Origin of the sequence: Pseudomonas sp. PvP009, assembly GCF_017832995.1 — a bacterium.
Taxonomy (GTDB): domain Bacteria; phylum Pseudomonadota; class Gammaproteobacteria; order Pseudomonadales; family Pseudomonadaceae; genus Aquipseudomonas; species Aquipseudomonas syringae.
Window position 1 is genome coordinate 2,478,926 of sequence record NZ_JAFIBG010000001.1, and the last position, 17,260, is coordinate 2,496,185.

Here is a 17,260-nt window from a genome sequence, read left to right on the forward strand (position 1 = left end):
CGGGGCTCTTGAAAACAACAACAATAAGTACAGGAATCACAAGATGCCCAAGTCAGTCTTGCGTACCGTTGCGACCGTATCATTCATCGCCTTGTCATCGACTGCATACGCCTATGACTTGCCCGGCCTCAATCTGGGCAACACCAGCTTCTACGACGGATCCCCGGCGCCTGCAGGCCCGGGCTGGTATCTGGAGGAGTATCTGAACTATGCCAAGGCCAATCGCTTCAATGACGTGAATGGCGACAAACTGCAACTTCCCAAACAGGATGTGGATGTCTTGGCGGTGACCACGCAGATCATCTATGTCGGTCAGCCGCTGGCCAACGGTGCCATGCCGGGTATTACCGCAATCAATACGTCGCTGGCGCATGTCGACGTGGATGACGGTCTGGGCAACACCGCCCTGAGTTCGCGCGCCGGTTTCGGCGATCTGGTCATCGGCCCGTTTCTGCAGCTGCCGACGATCACCCGTGCCGATGGCAGCCCGCTGCTGACTCAGCGTATCGAGGCGGACATTGCGATTCCGGTCGGCGCCTACGATCGCAATCGCTCGATCAACCCCGGCAGCAATTTCTGGTCGTTCAACCCGTACTACGCCGCGACTTACTGGTTCTCGCCGAAATGGTCGGCCAGCGGGCGTTTCATGTATTTATGGAACGGTAAGAACGATGACCCGCAAGCCGGGTTTGGCAATGTTTCCGACACGCAGGCAGGGCAGGCTTTGCATGCCAACCTGACTTTGCAATATGCGGTTAACGAGCAACTTTCGCTGGGGCTCAACGGTTACTGGCTCAAGCAGTTCACGGATACCCAGGTGGACGGCCATGATGTGAGTGGTCGCAAGGAAAAGGTCTGGGCCATCGGCCCCGGCTTCCTGTATGCCTTCAACAAGGAGAACGTGCTGACGGTCAATAGCTATTTTGAACAGGGCGCGGAAAACCGCACCGAAGGTAACAAGGTGGTGCTGAATTTTCTGCACAAGCTGTAAGGCATGAGATTGTTTTGACTATCGTTCCAACGCTCCGCGTTGGAATGCAGTTCGTGACGCTCTGCGTCACACCTCTCAGATGCGGCGCAACAGCATGACTTGCCGTTAGCCGCTGCCATAGAAGCGCTTTTCGATCGCGATGGCGCTGACGACGCAGATTGCGACGTAAGTGACGGCTGAGTCCTGGCGCTGATCCGGGGGTAGCCTGGCAGGACGCCAGGCTAGACGCACCGGGCCATGGATGGCCCGTTGCGGCGACCCCCGGATCAGTGTCAGGACGAAGGAACCCGACGAAGTCGGGCCGGAAGCGGAGCCAGGGGGTTTGGTTACTTTGGCCCTATCAAAGTAACTCGCCGAGGGGCGAAAAGGTGACCTGAGTCGAACCCCAATCCACCTGACAAAGAACAACCGCTGTGTGACGCGTAGCGTCACACACTGCATTCCCACGTGCTGCGCTCACTGCGATCCGCATAGCTCACAAAGACGTTAGTCCAAACGCTCTATTTCTGGAGGCTGTACCGACCTCTTCGCGAGCAAGCTCGCTCCCACACGACTTGTGCATAACTGTGGGTGCAGAGCGTGGGGACGATGGCATAGCGTCTGATCAGCTCGACTCTGCAGCCTTGAGCTCACGCTTCTCGATGGCGACTGATCTGGACAGCACGGTGATCGCCGCCAGTGCCGCAATCACCAGGCCTGGCGAGGTGGCCAGCAGTACGCCGGCGGTTCCGGCGCCAGCGCCCAGCAGTTGCCCGGCCGCCAGGGGGCCGGCGACCGAACCGAGACGGCCGATGGCCACTGCAGCTCCCACACCGGTGGCGCGTACCGAGGTCGGGTAGGAGGGTGGGGCCAGCGCATACAGCACCAACTGCGCGGCAATGACAAATACCCCGGCTGCAAACCCGGCAATGGCCATCGGTACGATACCGACCGACAGACCCACGCCTGCCAGCGCTGCGAGCAAACCGGCATAGACGAACAGCACGACCTTGATGCCATTGCAGCGATCGAGCAACAGCCCGCCCAACAGCGATCCCAGTGCGCCGCCGATGTTGAACAACATCTGCACCATGCCCGCCTGCGGCTTGCTGAAACCCTGACCGATCAGCAGTGAAGGCAGCCAGTTGAGCAGCATGTACATCACGGTCAGGGTAAAGAAGTAACCGAGCCACAAGGCCAGCGTCGTGCGCGCCCGACCTTCGCCGAACAACGCAGTGGCGCTTGAATGCCGAACGCTGCCAGCGCTGGTCTGCTGTCTGAAAGCGCTGGACTCGGGCAGCAACAGGATCATCAGCGGAGCTACCAGCAGCGGCACCAGACCGCCGATGATGAACGTGGTCTGCCAGTGCTCGCTGGTGAACATGGCCACGACCGCCGCCAGGGCACCACCCAATGGCACTCCTGCATACATGACGCTGATGGCCAGCCCGCGGTGACGTTCGCTGACGGCTTCGGCGCACAATGCAATCAGGTTGGGCAGCGCTGCCCCCAGACCCAGGCCGGTCATGAAGCGCACCAGCAACAGGCCGGAAAAGCTCTCGACATACGCAGTGCTCAGCGAAAAGACCCCGAACAGCAGTACTGCGCTCACCAGGATCTTCTTGCGGCCGATGCGATCGGCAATCCACCCGCCAAAGAACGCGCCAGGCAGCAGCCCTATGATCCCTGCGCTGAACACCCAGCCCATCATTTTCGGCTCAAGGGCGAAGGTCTGACGCAACCCGGCGGCCGCCGTTCCGGCAGCTTGCAGGTCGAAACCTTCGATGAGCGCAACGATAAAACACAAGACAATGGTCAGCGTCGATCGACGTAACGGACTGTTCATGGCAAGCCTCATTGTTGTTTTTGTTGTGGAGAAAAGCCTGTTCCCTAGCGCCAATCGAGGCGTTGTGACAGGTAGTTATCAAGGTAACAAAAATAACTAAAAATTGAATCTGGTCGAAATACTCGTAAAAAACGGATCTTAGTCTTTTAAAAACATTGAGTTAGAAGATGAATGTCGAGCGACCGATAAAGTAGTTAATGATATTAATGTTCGATTATCGATCACTTTGGATTGACGTGGCTGCGGAATCTTTCAATTCTCTGCTCACGGACCTGCAATCAAGCGCCGGACCGACTCCAAAAACAACAACAATAAGTGGACACCGAACATGCCTAAGCTCGCTCTTGATGCAGCAAGCGCTGTGTCAGCTCCCTTTTTTCGTAGAAAACGTTGTGGCCTCGCGCTGGGCCTGCTGGGTATCAGTGCCATTCCCGACCCTGCACAGGCGCAGGGCTTTCTGGATGACAGCCATGGCACCCTGACCCTGCGCAACTATTATATGGACCGCGATTACAAGGATGATGGCGCCAAGCCAGCAACTCGGGAGTGGGCGCAGGGCTTCATCATGAATGCGGAATCCGGCTTTACCCAGGGGCCGGTGGGGTTCGGCCTGGACGCCCGGGCGCTGGTCGGCGTGAAGCTGGATTCTTCGCCAGACCGCAGCGGCACCGAGCTATTGCCGGTATCTGCCAGTGATGGCCGTGCGGCCGACGAGTATTCGCGGCTGGCCCTGACCGGCAAGCTGAAATTCCATGAAACCACGGTCAAGACCGGTGATGTGTCGATTTTCCTGCCGTTCGCTTTCGCCAGTCCCTCGCGACTGTTACCGCAGACCTTTCGTGGCACCACGCTGACTTCCAGGGACATCGATGACCTGACCCTCAACGCGGGCTACATCGACCGGGTCAACAAGCGTGACTCCAGCAACTACCAGGCCATCAGCATCGCTTCACCGAACCGCCGTTTCAATGGGGCGGCAACGTCGTCGCACATGGCTTATGCCGGTGGCGATTATCAGGTCGACAAGGACCTGAGCCTGCGTGCGTATCATGCCGAAGTAGACGATCTCTATACCCAGAACACCCTGGCCCTGCTGCACAAGCTGGCGATTGGCGACGGCGTACTGAGCACCGATCTGCGCAGCTTTTTCAGCCGCGATACCGGCAGCGCGAAAGCTGGCGAAGTCGACAACCAGAACCTGTCCGCGCTGTTTGGCTACAAGTGGGGAGGGCACAGCGTCAGCCTTGGCTACATGCATTCCAGTGGCGACACGGCGACGCCTTATGTCTCGGGCACCGAACTGATGGGGTTGAGCGAGATGACCATGAGCTCGGACTTCCTCAACGCCAAAGAGCGCACCTGGCAAGCCATCTACGACTATGACTTCACCGCCGTCGGGCTGGTCGGGTTGCGCAGCCGCCTGCGTTATGTGCGTGGCGACAACATTGAGCTGCCCGCTTTCAATGCCGATGATCGCAAGGAGCGTGAGTTTCAGATGGAGCTGGGCTACGTTGTGCAAAGCGGTCCGCTAAAGAACGTCGGGCTGCTGGCGCGCAAGTCGATCTATCGCAACGACTTCCCGGCAGGTGCAGCGTTTCGGGACGAGAACCAGACACGCTTTATCGTGCAATACAGCTTGCCGCTCTGGTAGCGCCCCCCGCCTTGACGGCAGGGAAGCCGTTTAGGATTGATACACTTTTTTCAGCAACCTGAGCAGGTCCTGACGTTCCTTTTGATCCAGCGCTGCGGTGGATTCGAGGTCGCTGTCTACGGCGATCTGTTTCAGCTCGCGCAGCAGTGTTTCGCCGCTTTTGCTGAGAAAGATGCCGTACGAGCGTTTGTCCGGCTTGCAACGTACCCGGACGGCCAGCGCGCGTTCTTCGAGCTTGTTGAGTAATGGAACGACCTGAGGTGGTTCGATCGCCAGTGCTTTGGCCAGGTCTGCCTGCATGAGCCCCGGGTTCTGCTCGATGATCGCCAGGGCCGAGAACTGCGCCGGACGCAGGTCGTGTGTGGAAAGACGTCCGATCAGGTTCTGGAACAGCTTGAGCTGCGCACGGCGCATGGCATAACCGATCAGATCATCCAGCGCAGAATCCGTTGGTAAAGGTGCCTCGGCAGCCTGTACGGGAGCCTGGCAAACGTCGGCGATGTCAGATGGCTTGGCCATTGAAAATGCGGTCCTTATGGTTTGATGGGTCAATCAGCCGATCAGTTTGCCGAGGTTGGCGAATGATAGCTATGGGGTGTTACTTCACTGTGACCCACGGGTTCGGACGGAGTGCCGAGATTTTGATTAATGTGGATAACAGTTAATTGACATAACTATATTTGCGGTTTAGCTTTGAGTCATCTTCAAGCCAAGAACAAGAGAGCATCGCCATGAGCAAATATGAAGGCCGCTGGTCAACCATCAAGGTCGAGATCGAGCAAGGTATCGCATGGGTCATCCTCAATCGGCCGGAAAAACGCAACGCGATGAGCCCGACCTTGAACCGCGAAATGATCGATGTGCTGGAAACCCTCGAGCAGGATCCCGATGCGGGCGTTCTGGTGCTGACTGGTGCGGGCGAGGCGTGGACCGCTGGCATGGACCTCAAGGAGTACTTCCGCGAGGTAGATGCCGGACCGGAAATTCTTCAGGAAAAAATCCGTCGCGAAGCCTCCCAGTGGCAGTGGAAGATGTTGCGCATGTACGCCAAGCCGACCATCGCCATGGTCAACGGCTGGTGCTTCGGTGGTGGTTTCAGCCCGCTGGTGGCCTGTGATCTGGCGATCTGCGCTGATGAAGCGACCTTCGGCCTTTCGGAAATCAACTGGGGTATTCCGCCCGGCAACCTGGTGAGCAAGGCCATGGCGGACACCGTGGGCCACCGCCAGTCGCTTTACTACATCATGACCGGCAAAACCTTCAACGGTCAGAAGGCCGCTGAAATGGGCCTCGTCAATGAAAGCGTGCCGCTGGCGCAACTGCGTCAGGTGACCATCGATCTGGCCAACAATCTGCTGGAAAAAAATCCGGTGGTACTGCGCGCCGCCAAGCACGGCTTCAAACGCTGCCGCGAACTGACCTGGGAGCAGAACGAAGACTACCTGTACGCCAAACTCGACCAGTCACGTCTGCTGGACAAGGAAGGCGGGCGCGAGCAGGGCATGAAGCAGTTCCTCGATGACAAGAGCATCAAGCCTGGTCTGGAAGCTTACAAACGCTAGTCGGTTATCCAGAAGTTTTAAAACCGAGTCTGTAGTTCCTGATAAAGATAATAAAGAGGAATCACCATGCTGGACGTGCCCCTGCTGATCGGCGGCCAGTCGTGCCCCGCGAGTGACGGACGTACATTTGAACGCTGCAACCCGGTGACTGGCGAGGTGGTTTCGCGGGTGGCCGCGGCGACTCTGGAAGATGCCGATGCGGCGGTCGCAGCCGCTCAGGCTGCGTTCCCCGGTTGGGCGGCGATGGTGCCCGGCGAACGTCGGGCGCGTCTGCTCGAAGCTGCCGCGCAGTTGCAGGCCCGCAGCGCTGAATTCATTGGCGCTGCCGGCGAAACCGGAGCAATGGCCAACTGGTACGGCTTCAACGTACAGCTGGCCGCCAACATGCTGCGCGAAGCGGCATCCATGACGACGCAGATTACCGGCGATGTCATCCCCTCCAATGTTCCCGGCAATTTTGCCATGGCGCTGCGCCAGCCCTGCGGTGTGGTCCTCGGTATCGCGCCGTGGAATGCGCCGGTGATTCTTGCCACGCGTGCTATCGCCATGCCACTCGCCTGCGGCAATACCGTGGTGCTCAAGGCTTCGGAGCTCAGCCCAGCCGTGCATCGGCTGATCGGCCAGGTGCTGCAGGATGCCGGGCTGGGTGACGGTGTGGTGAACGTGATCAGCAACGCGCCGGCCGATGCGCCGGCGATTGTCGAGCGCCTGATTGCCAACCCGGCAGTACGGCGGGTCAATTTCACCGGTTCCACTCATGTAGGCCGCATCGTCGGTGAACTGTCGGCGCGGTATCTGAAACCGGCACTGCTGGAACTGGGTGGCAAGGCACCGTTTCTGGTGCTCGACGACGCCGATCTCGACGCGGCAGTAGAGGCCGCCGCCTTTGGCGCTTATTTCAATCAGGGCCAGATCTGCATGTCCACCGAGCGGCTGATCGTGGATTACAAGGTCGCCGACGCCTTCGTTGCCAAGCTGACGACCAAGATCAAAACCTTGCGCGCCGGCAATCCGGATGACAGTGAATCGGTCCTCGGGTCGCTGGTCGACGTGGGTGCCGGGACGCGCATCAAGGGCTTGATCGACGACGCCGTGGCGCTTGGCGCAACGCTGGTGATTGGCGGGCAGTTGCAGGGCAGCATTTTGCAACCGACGCTGCTCGACGGTGTGACAGATGCCATGCGCCTGTACCGCGAGGAGTCCTTCGGCCCGGTGGCCGTGGTGCTGCGCGGCGACGGTGACGAAGCGCTATTGCGACTGGCCAACGATTCGGAGTTCGGTCTCTCGGCGGCGATTTTCAGTCGTGATACCAGCCGGGCCCTGGCGCTGGCGCAACGGGTCGAGTCCGGGATCTGCCATATCAACGGCCCCACCGTTCACGACGAGGCGCAAATGCCCTTCGGCGGGGTGAAGTCCAGTGGCTATGGCAGTTTCGGCGGCAAGGCCTCGATCGAGCACTTTACCCAGTTGCGCTGGGTGACGTTGCAAAACGGGCCACGGCACTATCCCATTTGAACCACCCGATCTGAAACCTTCCAGGCCGGCGGTAACGCTCTTTTACACAAGACCGTGTCGCCGGTGACTCAGGCACAACAATAACAAGGCTGCAGCCTGGTGCTGCAACGCTTGGCCCGAACCGCTGCGTAGCGTTTGGCGCCTGCGTACCTTGATGGAGAGAACGCACGTGAGTTCCGATATCAGATCATCAACGCTGCAAAGTGAAGATAATGCACCGCGCTACCGTCAGGTCTCGATCGGCTACCCGCCCATCGAGGTGCGGGAAGAGCAGGGCGTTCTGCACATGCGTTCCCTGGAGCCCCTGGCACGCCTGCCCGACCGGCTGCTTGACCGGCTGGTGCACTGGGCTCAGTTGCGTCCGCAACAGACCTTTATTGCCGCCCGCGACAGCCGTGGCGGCTGGCGCAAGGTCAGTTATGCCGAGATGCTGACTGATGTGCGCTCTATCGCGCAGAGCCTGCTGGCGTACGACCTTTCCGCCGACAGGCCGCTGGCGTTGCTGTCAGGTAACGACATCGAGCACTTGCAGCTTGCTCTGGGTGCCATGTACGCCGGCATTCCATACTGCCCGGTATCACCGGCGTATTCGGTCATGTCTCAGGATTTCGCCAAGTTACGACACGTCTGCGACGTATTGCGGCCAGGATTGGTATTTGTCAGTGATGCCGCGCCGTTCCAGCGTGCCATTGATGCGATCATTCCTACGGACACGCCCGTCATCACTGTACGCGGGCAGCTCAATGGCAGGCCTCATTTGAGCTTCTCCAGCCTGCTCGAAGAGCCGGGTGGCAGCGAGGCCGATGCCGCTTTCCTGGCCAGCGGCCCTAACACCATCGCCAAGTTTTTGTTCACCTCGGGCTCGACCAAACTGCCCAAGGCGGTGGTGACTACCCAACGCATGCTGTGTGCCAATCAACAGATGCTGCTGCAGACGTTCCCGGTGTTCGGCGAAGAACCGCCCGTGCTGGTCGACTGGCTGCCCTGGAATCACACCTTCGGCGGCAGTCACAACATCGGTATCGTGCTGTACAACGGTGGCACGTTCTATCTGGACAACGGCAAGCCCACCGCACAAGGCTTCGCCGAGACTTTGCGCAACCTCAAGGAAATTTCGCCTACTGCCTACCTGACTGTGCCCAAGGGTTGGGAGGAGCTGGTCAACGCACTGGAGCAGGACGCCGAGCTGCGCGAGCGATTCTTCTCGCGCATCAAGCTGTTCTTCTTCGCCGCTGCCGGCCTGTCGCAAAGCATCTGGGATCGTCTTGACCGGGTGGCCGAGCAGCATTGCGGCGAGCGGATTCGCATGATGGCCGGGCTGGGCATGACCGAGGCTGCGCCGTCCTGCACCTTTACTACCGGGCCATTGTCGATGGCCGGGTACATCGGCCTGCCCGCACCGGGATGCGAAGTGTGTCTGGTGCCGGTGGATGGCAAGCTCGAAGGGCGGTTTCGTGGTCCGCACATCATGCCGGGCTACTGGCGCTCGCCGCAGCAGACGGCCGAAGTGTTCGACGAGAACGGCTTCTATTGCTCCGGCGATGCAATCAAGCTTGCCGATCCTGCGGCACCCGAACTGGGCCTGATGTTCGACGGGCGTCTGGCCGAGGATTTCAAGCTGTCGTCGGGCGTATTCGTCAGCGTCGGACCGATGCGCAACCGCGCGGTGCTGGAAGGCTCGCCGTATGTGCAGGATGTGGTCATCACTGCGCCTGACCGCGAATGCCTCGGGGCGCTGGTGTTTCCCAGGGTGCACGAGTGTCGGCAACTGGCCGGGCTGGATGCACAGGCCACGGATGCACAGGTACTGGCCAGTGCGCCGGTACGCGAATGGTTCGCCGACTGGCTGGCGCGCCTGAATCAGGGCGCGAACGGCAACGCCAGCCGGCTGGAGTGGATCGTGCTGCTTGATCAGCCCGCTTCCATTGATCGCGGCGAAATCACCGACAAGGGGTCGATCAACCAGCGCGCCGTCCTGCAGTGGCGCGCAGACAAGGTCGAAGCGCTGTACCGTGATCAGGACCCGGACAAGCTCAGTGCAGCGCCCAAGGCATGAGTGGCGGCGGGCAGTATTCGGCATTCAGTGACGTAGCCATCTTCGATGCCGTGCGCACGCCCTGGGTGGATCTGGGCGGCGCTCTGGCGGCTGTCTCGCCCATCGACCTGGGTATCAAGGTCGGCCGCGAGGTTCTGGCGCGTGCTGCCGTCGAGCCGGATCAGGTCGACAGCGTACTGACCGGTTCGATGGCGCAGGCCAGTTTCGATGCGTACCTGCTGCCCCGGCATATCGGCCTGTACAGCGGCGTCGCGCAGAGCGTTCCGGCACTGGGTGTGCAGCGCATCTGCGCCACCGGTTTCGAATTATTGCGCCAGGCCGCCTTGCACGTGGGCGAAGGCGGGCAGATGGCGCTGTGCGTCGCCGCCGAGTCCATGTCGCGCAACCCGATCGCGGCCTATACCCACCGCAATGGCTTCTCGCTCGGTGCCGCTGTGCAGTTCAAGGATTTTCTCTGGGAAGCGCTGTATGACCCTGCACCGGCGATGGACATGATCGCCACGGCAGACCACCTCGCCAAACGGCATGGGTTGAGCCGTGAAGCAGTGGACCGCTATGCCTTGCTCAGCCATGAGCGGGCGCTGCAGTCGCAGGTTTCCGGCAAATGGACCGAGGAAATTGTCCCGGTCAGCAGCGAGCGCTTTGCGCTGGAAGGCTATCAGCCGCGCGGCATCGAGTTGCCGCGAGGGGTTGAAGTGGTGACGCAGGACAGCCATCCGCGTGCGACCCATCTGGCAGCGCTATCGCGTCTGCGCGCCATTCACGCTAACGGGGTGCAGACCGCAGGCAATAGCTGTGCGGTGGTCGATGGCGCTGCGGCGGCCCTGGTGGGGAGTGCTGCGCAATCGACGAGTCCGGTGTTGGCGCATCTGCTGGCTAGCGCGGTGACGGGGGTCGCGCCAGAGTTCATGGGTATTGGCCCCGCACCTGCGATCCGCTTGCTGTTGCAGCGCAGCGGGCTGGCACTGAGCGATATCGGTCGACTGGAAATCAATGAAGCGCAGGCCGCTCAGGTTCTGGCAGTGGCACAAACGCTGGAGCTTGACCACGAGCGGCTCAACTGCCTGGGTGGATCACTGGGCCTGGGTCACCCATTGGCCGCCACCGGGCTGCGTCTGGTCATGACCCTGGCCCGGCAATTGCGCGACACGGGCCTGCGCTACGGTATCGCTGCAGCCTGCGTCGGCGGCGGGCAGGGCATGGCGCTGCTGATCGAGAATCCCCACTATGCGTCCGAGCGTGTCTAGCCAGGAACATACCCGCAAATGCGACATTTTCCTGCTTTAAACGCTACGCCTCACGCAGGTCATCCTTTAGCGCTTGACCGAATCGTAGCGAACAGTGAATCTCGCACCTCTCGACCCCACGGAACCCCGTCTATGCGTGCCCTCGCTGAGCTTTCTTTCGATTTCGTCTGGCATTTGATGTTCACGGATGACAAGCAGCTCGACCAGGATCTGGCGGTGCGCTCGCTGGAAAATCTTTCCGATTGCTTTTCGTTGATGTCCGACGAAGAGAAAAGGGCGTTCATCGCGGTGGCTCACGAACGCAAGGCGCGCCTTTTGGCTGTGCCCGATGCCGACGGCTACTCGCCGATACGTCTGGCCACCGAAGAGCAGGCGCAGTTTCTCGATCATGTGGTGTCCGGGCAGTTCTTCCAGCAGTTCGAGGGGCCCCTGGCGGCGGATGCAAGCGACCGCGTGGTGCCGATTCGCCGCTGAGCGGACCCACGCCACCCGGTTATTGCTCGACGGCTTCTGGCAGCCTGGCGATGACCTTGATCTCGAAATCAAAGCCATACAGCCAGGTTACACCGACGCCGGTCAGGGTCGGATGCGGCGCGTCGCCCCAGAACTCTGGGATCACCTTCCATATCCGCTCGAACCTTGCCTCGGGATCGACAATGAACACCGTCACGTCGACCACATCGTCGAACGTGCAGCCGGCCGCCAGCAGGATGGCATTCAGGTTGTTGAACGCCAGGCGCACCTGTTTCTCCAGATCCGGCTCGGGTGAGCCGTCTTCGCGACTGCCGACTTGTCCGGACACGAATAGAAAACCATTGGAGCGTAGGGCGGGCGAATAGCGATTGCGCTCGTAAAGCGCCTGCCGGCCAGCCGGGAAAACGACGTCACGTTGGGTCATGGGTGTCTCCATCAACACTTGGGTACGAAAGCTGAAATCAGCGTTGAAGCCAGACTAGGGACTTGCGTCTGTGCGATAAACCAGCAACCGTACTCAGCACTGTTTGGGAAACCCAAACAATCGACAGGCTGATGAGGCATGACAGGCGGGGGCGAGGATGGATCGTTTCGACGCAATGCAAGCGTTTGCCCGCGTGGTGGAAACCGGCAGTTTCACCAAGGCCGCGACTACGCTGCACATGAGCAAGACCAGCGTGACGCAACTGGTGCAGCAACTGGAGGCCCGTTTGCGGGTCAAGCTTCTCAATCGCACCACGCGCCGGGTCAACGTGACTGCCGACGGTGCGGTGTTTTACGAGCGCGTGGTCAGGCTGCTGGCCGACATGGATGACGCCGAGACCAGCCTGTCCAGTGCAGCGTCGCTGCCCAGAGGACGATTGCGCGTGGACGTGCCCAGCCCGCTGGCCAGCATGCTGCTGATGCCCGCCTTGCCAGGCTTTCATGCGCGTTATCCGGACATTCAGATCGATATGGGTGTCAGCGACCGTATGGTCGATCTGATTGGCGAGAACGTCGACTGCGTGGTGCGGGGTGGCGAGATAGCCGATCAGTCGCTGATGGCGCGGCGGGTGGGCGACCTGCAACTGGGCGTTTACGCCGCGCCGGACTACCTGCAGCGAATGGGCAGGCCTGTTCATCCGCAAGAGCTCGAAGACTCGGCCCATCGCATCGTCGGCTATCTGTGGGCGCGCACCGGCAAGGCGCTGCCCTATGCCATGCAACGCAACGGGGAAAAGCTCCATGTGCAGGGGCGTTATACGCTGGCAGTGGATGATGGCAATGCCTACGTTGCCGCAGGTTTGGCCGGAATGGGCATTCTCTGGCTGCCGGACTATATGGCCAAGCCGTATCGGGAGCGCGGAGCCCTTGTCCCGTTGTTCGAAGACTGGCAGCTGGACAGCATGCCGATGTACGTGGCCTTCCCGCCGAACCGTCACATCAGCATCAAGGTCCGGGTGTTTATCGACTGGATCACCGAGCTGATGGCCGAGCATGCGCCTGTCACTCGGCCACCGACACGTCCTGCGCAATAGTGCGCCGCGGGTTCAACGCCGTGCCGACAGTTGCTGCGGGGCCAGGAATGCGTCATGAAAATAGTTGCGGAAGGCCTGCATGGCCGGGCTCAACTCACGTTCGCGGTGCCAGGCCAGGCCGACGCTCATTGGCGTTACTGTGTCGGTGACGGTGATCGTTTCGATACGCTTGCCTTCCAGCGACCAGGGGCGATGCACCAGATCGGAAAGGATCGCCACGCCGCTGCCGTTGGCGACCATACTGCGCACCGCTTCCACCGAACTGGTGCGGATTCTGACGTTGGGCTGTTGCCCGGCCAGTTCCCAGTAGCGCATGGCGCTTTGTTCGGCTTCGTCGACGGTCAACAGGATATAGGGCTCCTGCGCGACGTCGGCGAGGCTGACAGAGGCGCGTTGGCATAGCGGGTGATGGCTGGACAGCCACAGGCGGCGCTCGGAGTTGAACAACGTTTCGGAGATGATATCCGGGTGAGTGATGTTTGCCGTCAGCACCACCGCCATGTCGAAGCGACCTTGCAACAGGCCTTGTTCGATGGCTTGTCGTTCCTGCTCATGCACCTCGATGGCGACGTCCGGGTGCCAGTGTTCCAGGCGCTGCAAATGATGCGGTAGGAAGTAGCCGATGACCGTGTAGCTGGCGGCCAGGCGCAATACGCCGCTGGCGCGGATATCGGGCAGCGGGCTGTTCAGAGCATCATCGACGCTGCGCAGGATGACGTAAGCCCTGTTGAGAAAGTGACGGCCTGCTTCAGTCAGGCTCATGCCTTGCGCCGAGCGCTGAAACAACAGGGTGCCGAGCATGCTCTCCAGTTCCTTGATCGCCGTGGTGACCGCCGACTGGGAAATGTTCAGGTGAATGGCCGCCTGCGAGATCTGCCCGATCTCGGCAGTTGCCACGAAATAACGGACTTGGCGCAAGGTCAGGGACATAAGCACTCCAGACAGAGGTACTACTTAGCGAGGTATCTGTTTTTCAGAAGATGGCGTATCTGTTAATAGATCTACCCAAGGGGTGCGGCTGAATTTAACGTGCTTTGCATGAAGCCGGATAGCCCTTTGTCCGGACAGCCCACAGGAGCAACAGCCATGCAGGTGGATTTCAACTCGGACATGGGTGAAAGCTTTGGCGCGTGGACTATTGGTGACGGCGTCGATACTGAATTGATGACCTTTATCAGCTCCGCCAATGTTGCGACCGGTTTTCACGCAGGTGACCCTGGCACCATGCGCCGCACGATCGAGCAGGCGAAACGCCTGGGCGTTGCCATCGGCGCACACCCGGGGTTTCGCGATCTGGTCGGCTTTGGCCGCCGGCATATCAACTCGACGCCCCAGGAGCTGGTCGACGACATGCTCTACCAACTGGGCGCCCTGCGCGAGCTGGCGCGGGTTCAGGGCGTGGCCTTGCAGCATTTCAAACCACACGGCGCCTTGTACATGCACCTGGCCAGGGACGAAGCCGCAGCCCGACTGCTGGTGGAAAACCTGCAGCGCCTGGAGCCTGATTTGCTGCTTTACTGCATGCCCGGTTCGGTTATCTGCAAGATCGCCGAGGAACTGGGCCAGCCGGTGATCCGCGAGTTCTACGCTGATCGGGATTACGACCTTAGCGGCTCCATCGTCTTCACCCGTCACGTACGCGCCCTGGACCCGACCGAAGTCGCAGCCCGCGTGGTGCGCGCGTGCCTGCAAGGTCTGGTGCGTACTGTCGAGGGTGATGACCTGAGCATCGAATTCGATTCGATCTGCCTGCACAGCGACACGCCGGGTGCGCTGGACCTTGCAGAAGCGACACGCCTGGCGCTCGACGCTGCGGGCATCAAGGTGCGTGCACCGCGTTGAGTCCAAGGTATCGTGTGCACAGACGCACGAGCCGTGTTACTGATTTTTTGCCTGCCGTTCTACAACGATTTCAAGAAAGGAACAGACATGGCTGATCCGATTCGCTACAGCTTTGGCGCTGATGAACATCTGTTCGCCGAGGTCAGTGACAGTATGTCGCTGGAAGCATTTTTCAAGGGACTGGCGGTGACCCGTGCGGTCGAGCGTCTGGCGCTGGATGGTGTGCTGGACGTTTGCCTGGCCAACGCGTCATTCCAGATTCGTTTTGATCCGGACCGCATCGCACCACACATCTTACTCGAAGCGGTAAGGGCGGCCGAGGCCGGTGCGGTCGCCGAACGTACCCTGCAGACCCGGATCATCGAAATCCCGGTGCTGTACAACGATCCGTGGACCCACGAAACCCTGATGCGCTTTCGTGACCGCCATCAGGACCCCGGTTCCACCGACCTGGAATACGCTGCACGCATCAATAACCTGGCGGATGTCGATGCCTTCATCGCCGCGCACAGCGGTGCACCGTGGTTCGTTTCGATGGTCGGTTTTGTCGCCGGTCTGCCGTTCATGTTCCAGATGGTGGAGCGCGAGCGTCAGCTGCAAGTGCCCAAATACCTGCGTCCGCGCACCGATACGCCCAAGCACACACTCGGCCACGGCGGCTGCTTCGGCTGCATCTATTCGGTACGCGGAGCGGGCGGTTATCAGATGTTTGGCGTCACTCCCGCGCCGATCTATGATCCGCAGCAGAAGCTGGCCTACCTGAAAGAGCACATGGTGTTCTTCCGGCCGGGCGATATCGTCCAGTTCAAACCGCTTGACCGGCAAGCCTATGACGAGGCTGTCGCAGAGGTGGAAGCGGGGCGCTTCGACCTGCTCATCCGCCCGGTCGAGTTTTCGCTGGATGCCTTTCTGGCCGATCCGGTGGGCTATCCCAAGTCGTTGCAGGAGGTGCTGGCATGATCAAGGTGCTCAAACCCGGTCTGGCCACCTCGGTTCAGGACCTCGGCCGCGAGGGCTATTATCACTTGGGCATTCCGCCCTCCGGTGCGCTCGATCAGTATGCCCTCAGCGCCGCCAATCAGTTGGTCGGCAATCCACCCGGCGCTGCGGCGCTTGAATGCACACTGCTGGGGCCGGAGCTGGAGTTCCAGTGCGATACATTGGCTGCAGTCTGCGGCGCGCACATGGCGGCGCGTCTCGACGGCGTGGAAATGCACCACGACACCGCCTTTGCGGTGAAGGCCGGGCAAGTGCTGCGTTTCGACTTCCCCAAGGACGGTGCGCGTACCTATCTGGCCGTCGCCGGCGGTATTGATGTACCGCTGGTACTAGGCAGCCGTTCGACGTACACGCTGGGTGCGCTTGGCGGTTTTCAGGGTCGCCGACTGGCCGCTGATGACCAGCTGCCGATAGGCACACCCAGCGGCAAGGGACGCGCCGGGGCCAGCCTGCCGATGGCCTTGCGCCAATCGTTGGGCGGGGAAGTGTATCTGCGGGTGGTGCCGGGCCTGTACTACGAGCGCCTGACCGAATTTGCCGCCACCAGTTTTTTCTCCGAGCCCTGGAGCGTAGGGTCGGAAGCCGACCGCATCGGTTATCGCTTCAAGGGGGGCAGGGCGCTGACCTTCCAGCCCAGGGAGCAGCCCTTCGGCGCCGGTTCCGATCCGTCCAATATCGTCGACAGTTGCTACCCGATCGGCTCGATTCAGGTGCCTGCCGGGCTGGAACCGATTGTGTTGCATCGTGATGCCGTGTCGGGCGGGGGCTATGCGATGATCGGCACGGTGATCAGCGCCGACCTGGACCTGATCGGTCAGATGCAACCCAATCAGACCGCCCGATTCGTGGCCGTCACGCTGGAGGAAGCGCTGGTGGCGCGCAAGTCCTACAAGAAGAAGCTGGCCTGCCTGAGCAAACTGTTTCCTTCCTGAGACGGTCAGTCGGCCTGCCCGGACTCCAGTTGTGCCCGCATCTTCGCGCGGCACACCTCGAGTATTTCGTCCGCCAGCGGCGAGTCATTCGGGCAGCTGCGTGACAGCAGCAACGCCCCCAGCGCATGGGCAAAGCGGTCGATGGTGTTTGCCCGCGCCTGTTTCCATTCTTCGTCGCCGGGTGCTGCCTGGTCGGGAGCAAGCGCTGCAAGCAGGCTTTCGATGCCGTCGGCGAAGGTCGCTTTGACCTCGGCCGACTGGCGCGCTGCATCGCCGCTCAGCGCGGCCATCGGGCAGCCCGTGCCGAGGTTGTCGCGGTGCTCCCGGGACAGGTAGTAATCGATGAACTTCGCTGGATTGATGCCGGTCGAGTTGGCCACCGTCTGCGAGAAAGCGCAGGCCGCCGATTCGGCCATCAGGTCGGATTTTGAACCGAAATGCTTGTAGAACCCGCCGTGGGTAAAGCCTGCGGCAGCCATCAGATCGGCCACCCCGACACCGTCATAGCCATGCTCGCGAAACTGGACGGACGCCGTCTCGACGATGTGTGCCCGGTTGGCCTGGGCCTGCGCCTTGGTAACTCTCATGCAGGTTGCCTCTTTGCCTGTCTGGTGGTGGCCGTATGGGCCTGGAAGAGCCTGAATATAGC

General features: G+C 60.7%; 16 protein-coding genes. 11 read left to right on the forward strand and 5 right to left on the reverse strand.

The window, feature by feature from the left end; all coding sequences use genetic code 11:
• Nucleotides 1-43: 43 nt before the first annotated feature.
• Nucleotides 44-991, forward strand: coding sequence for a transporter (locus tag JOE29_RS11075; RefSeq protein WP_122232309.1), 948 nt, complete (start codon nucleotides 44-46; stop codon nucleotides 989-991).
• A 604-nt stretch (nucleotides 992-1,595) separates the two neighbouring features.
• Here JOE29_RS11075 and mhpT read toward each other — a convergent pair.
• Complete coding sequence (mhpT, locus tag JOE29_RS11080) at nucleotides 1,596-2,816, reverse strand: 3-(3-hydroxy-phenyl)propionate transporter MhpT (protein WP_210079498.1); 1,221 nt, start codon at nucleotides 2,814-2,816, stop codon at nucleotides 1,596-1,598.
• Between the two features lie 328 nt (nucleotides 2,817-3,144).
• Between mhpT and JOE29_RS11085 the strand changes: the two genes are divergently transcribed.
• Nucleotides 3,145-4,467, forward strand: a complete 1,323-nt coding sequence (locus JOE29_RS11085; RefSeq protein WP_210079499.1) for an OprD family porin — start codon at nucleotides 3,145-3,147, stop codon at nucleotides 4,465-4,467.
• 30 nt (nucleotides 4,468-4,497) lie between these two features.
• Here JOE29_RS11085 and JOE29_RS11090 read toward each other — a convergent pair whose 3' ends face one another.
• Nucleotides 4,498-4,986 carry a MarR family transcriptional regulator gene (locus JOE29_RS11090; protein ID WP_003314860.1) on the reverse strand — a complete coding sequence of 163 codons (489 nt, stop codon included), beginning with the start codon at nucleotides 4,984-4,986 and terminating at the stop codon, nucleotides 4,498-4,500.
• A gap of 212 nt (nucleotides 4,987-5,198) precedes the next feature.
• Here JOE29_RS11090 and JOE29_RS11095 point away from each other — a divergent pair, with 212 nt between their 5' ends.
• The 5 genes from JOE29_RS11095 (at nucleotide 5,199) to JOE29_RS11115 (ending at nucleotide 11,321) form a co-directional block, all read left to right on the forward strand.
• Nucleotides 5,199-6,029, forward strand: a complete 831-nt coding sequence (locus tag JOE29_RS11095; RefSeq protein ID WP_003401024.1) for a p-hydroxycinnamoyl CoA hydratase/lyase — start codon at nucleotides 5,199-5,201, stop codon at nucleotides 6,027-6,029.
• A gap of 66 nt (nucleotides 6,030-6,095) precedes the next feature.
• Nucleotides 6,096-7,544, forward strand: coding sequence for an aldehyde dehydrogenase (locus JOE29_RS11100; RefSeq protein ID WP_210079500.1), 1,449 nt, complete (start codon nucleotides 6,096-6,098; stop codon nucleotides 7,542-7,544).
• Nucleotides 7,545-7,713: 169 nt separating this feature from the next.
• The gene (locus JOE29_RS11105) at nucleotides 7,714-9,600 is read left to right on the forward strand and encodes a feruloyl-CoA synthase (protein WP_210079501.1); all 1,887 of its coding nucleotides are present in this window, start codon (nucleotides 7,714-7,716) and stop codon (nucleotides 9,598-9,600) included.
• Nucleotides 9,597-10,847, forward strand: a complete 1,251-nt coding sequence (locus JOE29_RS11110) for a thiolase family protein (RefSeq protein ID WP_044313099.1) — start codon at nucleotides 9,597-9,599, stop codon at nucleotides 10,845-10,847. The genes JOE29_RS11105 and JOE29_RS11110 overlap by 4 nt, the downstream gene beginning before the upstream one ends.
• Before the next feature lie 132 nt (nucleotides 10,848-10,979).
• Entirely contained in the window at nucleotides 10,980-11,321 is a 342-nt protein-coding gene (locus JOE29_RS11115; RefSeq protein WP_044313100.1) for a hypothetical protein, read from the forward strand.
• 19 nt (nucleotides 11,322-11,340) lie between these two features.
• On the opposite strand, the gene JOE29_RS11120 is transcribed toward JOE29_RS11115, so the two are convergent.
• The gene (locus JOE29_RS11120; protein WP_003394156.1) at nucleotides 11,341-11,745 is read right to left on the reverse strand and encodes a RidA family protein; all 405 of its coding nucleotides are present in this window, start codon (nucleotides 11,743-11,745) and stop codon (nucleotides 11,341-11,343) included.
• A 157-nt stretch (nucleotides 11,746-11,902) separates the two neighbouring features.
• Here JOE29_RS11120 and JOE29_RS11125 point away from each other — a divergent pair, with 157 nt between their 5' ends.
• Nucleotides 11,903-12,838 carry a LysR family transcriptional regulator gene (locus JOE29_RS11125; RefSeq protein WP_057406839.1) on the forward strand — a complete coding sequence of 312 codons (936 nt, stop codon included), beginning with the start codon at nucleotides 11,903-11,905 and terminating at the stop codon, nucleotides 12,836-12,838.
• A gap of 12 nt (nucleotides 12,839-12,850) precedes the next feature.
• Here JOE29_RS11125 and JOE29_RS11130 read toward each other — a convergent pair whose 3' ends face one another.
• Entirely contained in the window at nucleotides 12,851-13,768 is a 918-nt protein-coding gene (locus JOE29_RS11130; RefSeq protein ID WP_003346362.1) for a LysR family transcriptional regulator, read from the reverse strand.
• A gap of 156 nt (nucleotides 13,769-13,924) precedes the next feature.
• Between JOE29_RS11130 and JOE29_RS11135 the strand changes: the two genes are divergently transcribed.
• The 3 genes from JOE29_RS11135 (at nucleotide 13,925) to JOE29_RS11145 (ending at nucleotide 16,611) form a co-directional block, all read left to right on the forward strand.
• On the forward strand, nucleotides 13,925-14,680 hold the full coding sequence (locus JOE29_RS11135; protein WP_044313102.1) for a 5-oxoprolinase subunit PxpA: 756 nt from the start codon (nucleotides 13,925-13,927) through the stop codon (nucleotides 14,678-14,680).
• 87 nt (nucleotides 14,681-14,767) lie between these two features.
• A complete protein-coding gene (locus tag JOE29_RS11140) occupies nucleotides 14,768-15,640 on the forward strand; it encodes an allophanate hydrolase subunit 1 (protein ID WP_074909119.1) in 873 nt (290 codons plus the stop codon).
• Nucleotides 15,637-16,611 (forward strand): biotin-dependent carboxyltransferase family protein, encoded by a 975-nt coding sequence (locus tag JOE29_RS11145; protein ID WP_016568240.1) that lies wholly within the window; start codon nucleotides 15,637-15,639, stop codon nucleotides 16,609-16,611. The genes JOE29_RS11140 and JOE29_RS11145 overlap by 4 nt, the downstream gene beginning before the upstream one ends.
• Before the next feature lie 5 nt (nucleotides 16,612-16,616).
• Here JOE29_RS11145 and JOE29_RS11150 read toward each other — a convergent pair whose 3' ends face one another.
• Nucleotides 16,617-17,198 carry a TetR family transcriptional regulator gene (locus JOE29_RS11150; protein WP_044313103.1) on the reverse strand — a complete coding sequence of 194 codons (582 nt, stop codon included), beginning with the start codon at nucleotides 17,196-17,198 and terminating at the stop codon, nucleotides 16,617-16,619.
• Nucleotides 17,199-17,260: the final 62 nt, after the last annotated feature.

Coding starts and splice junctions, on each gene's coding strand:
- JOE29_RS11075 (WP_122232309.1), top strand. CDS start 44: ATGCCCAAGTCAGTCTTGCGTACCGTTGCGACCGTATCATTCATCGCC.
- mhpT (WP_210079498.1), bottom strand. CDS start 2,816: ATGAACAGTCCGTTACGTCGATCGACGCTGACCATTGTCTTGTGTTTT.
- JOE29_RS11085 (WP_210079499.1), top strand. CDS start 3,145: ATGCCTAAGCTCGCTCTTGATGCAGCAAGCGCTGTGTCAGCTCCCTTT.
- JOE29_RS11090 (WP_003314860.1), bottom strand. CDS start 4,986: ATGGCCAAGCCATCTGACATCGCCGACGTTTGCCAGGCTCCCGTACAG.
- JOE29_RS11095 (WP_003401024.1), top strand. CDS start 5,199: ATGAGCAAATATGAAGGCCGCTGGTCAACCATCAAGGTCGAGATCGAG.
- JOE29_RS11100 (WP_210079500.1), top strand. CDS start 6,096: ATGCTGGACGTGCCCCTGCTGATCGGCGGCCAGTCGTGCCCCGCGAGT.
- JOE29_RS11110 (WP_044313099.1), top strand. CDS start 9,597: ATGAGTGGCGGCGGGCAGTATTCGGCATTCAGTGACGTAGCCATCTTC.
- JOE29_RS11115 (WP_044313100.1), top strand. CDS start 10,980: ATGCGTGCCCTCGCTGAGCTTTCTTTCGATTTCGTCTGGCATTTGATG.
- JOE29_RS11120 (WP_003394156.1), bottom strand. CDS start 11,745: ATGACCCAACGTGACGTCGTTTTCCCGGCTGGCCGGCAGGCGCTTTAC.
- JOE29_RS11125 (WP_057406839.1), top strand. CDS start 11,903: ATGGATCGTTTCGACGCAATGCAAGCGTTTGCCCGCGTGGTGGAAACC.
- JOE29_RS11130 (WP_003346362.1), bottom strand. CDS start 13,768: ATGTCCCTGACCTTGCGCCAAGTCCGTTATTTCGTGGCAACTGCCGAG.
- JOE29_RS11135 (WP_044313102.1), top strand. CDS start 13,925: ATGCAGGTGGATTTCAACTCGGACATGGGTGAAAGCTTTGGCGCGTGG.
- JOE29_RS11140 (WP_074909119.1), top strand. CDS start 14,768: ATGGCTGATCCGATTCGCTACAGCTTTGGCGCTGATGAACATCTGTTC.
- JOE29_RS11145 (WP_016568240.1), top strand. CDS start 15,637: ATGATCAAGGTGCTCAAACCCGGTCTGGCCACCTCGGTTCAGGACCTC.
- JOE29_RS11150 (WP_044313103.1), bottom strand. CDS start 17,198: ATGAGAGTTACCAAGGCGCAGGCCCAGGCCAACCGGGCACACATCGTC.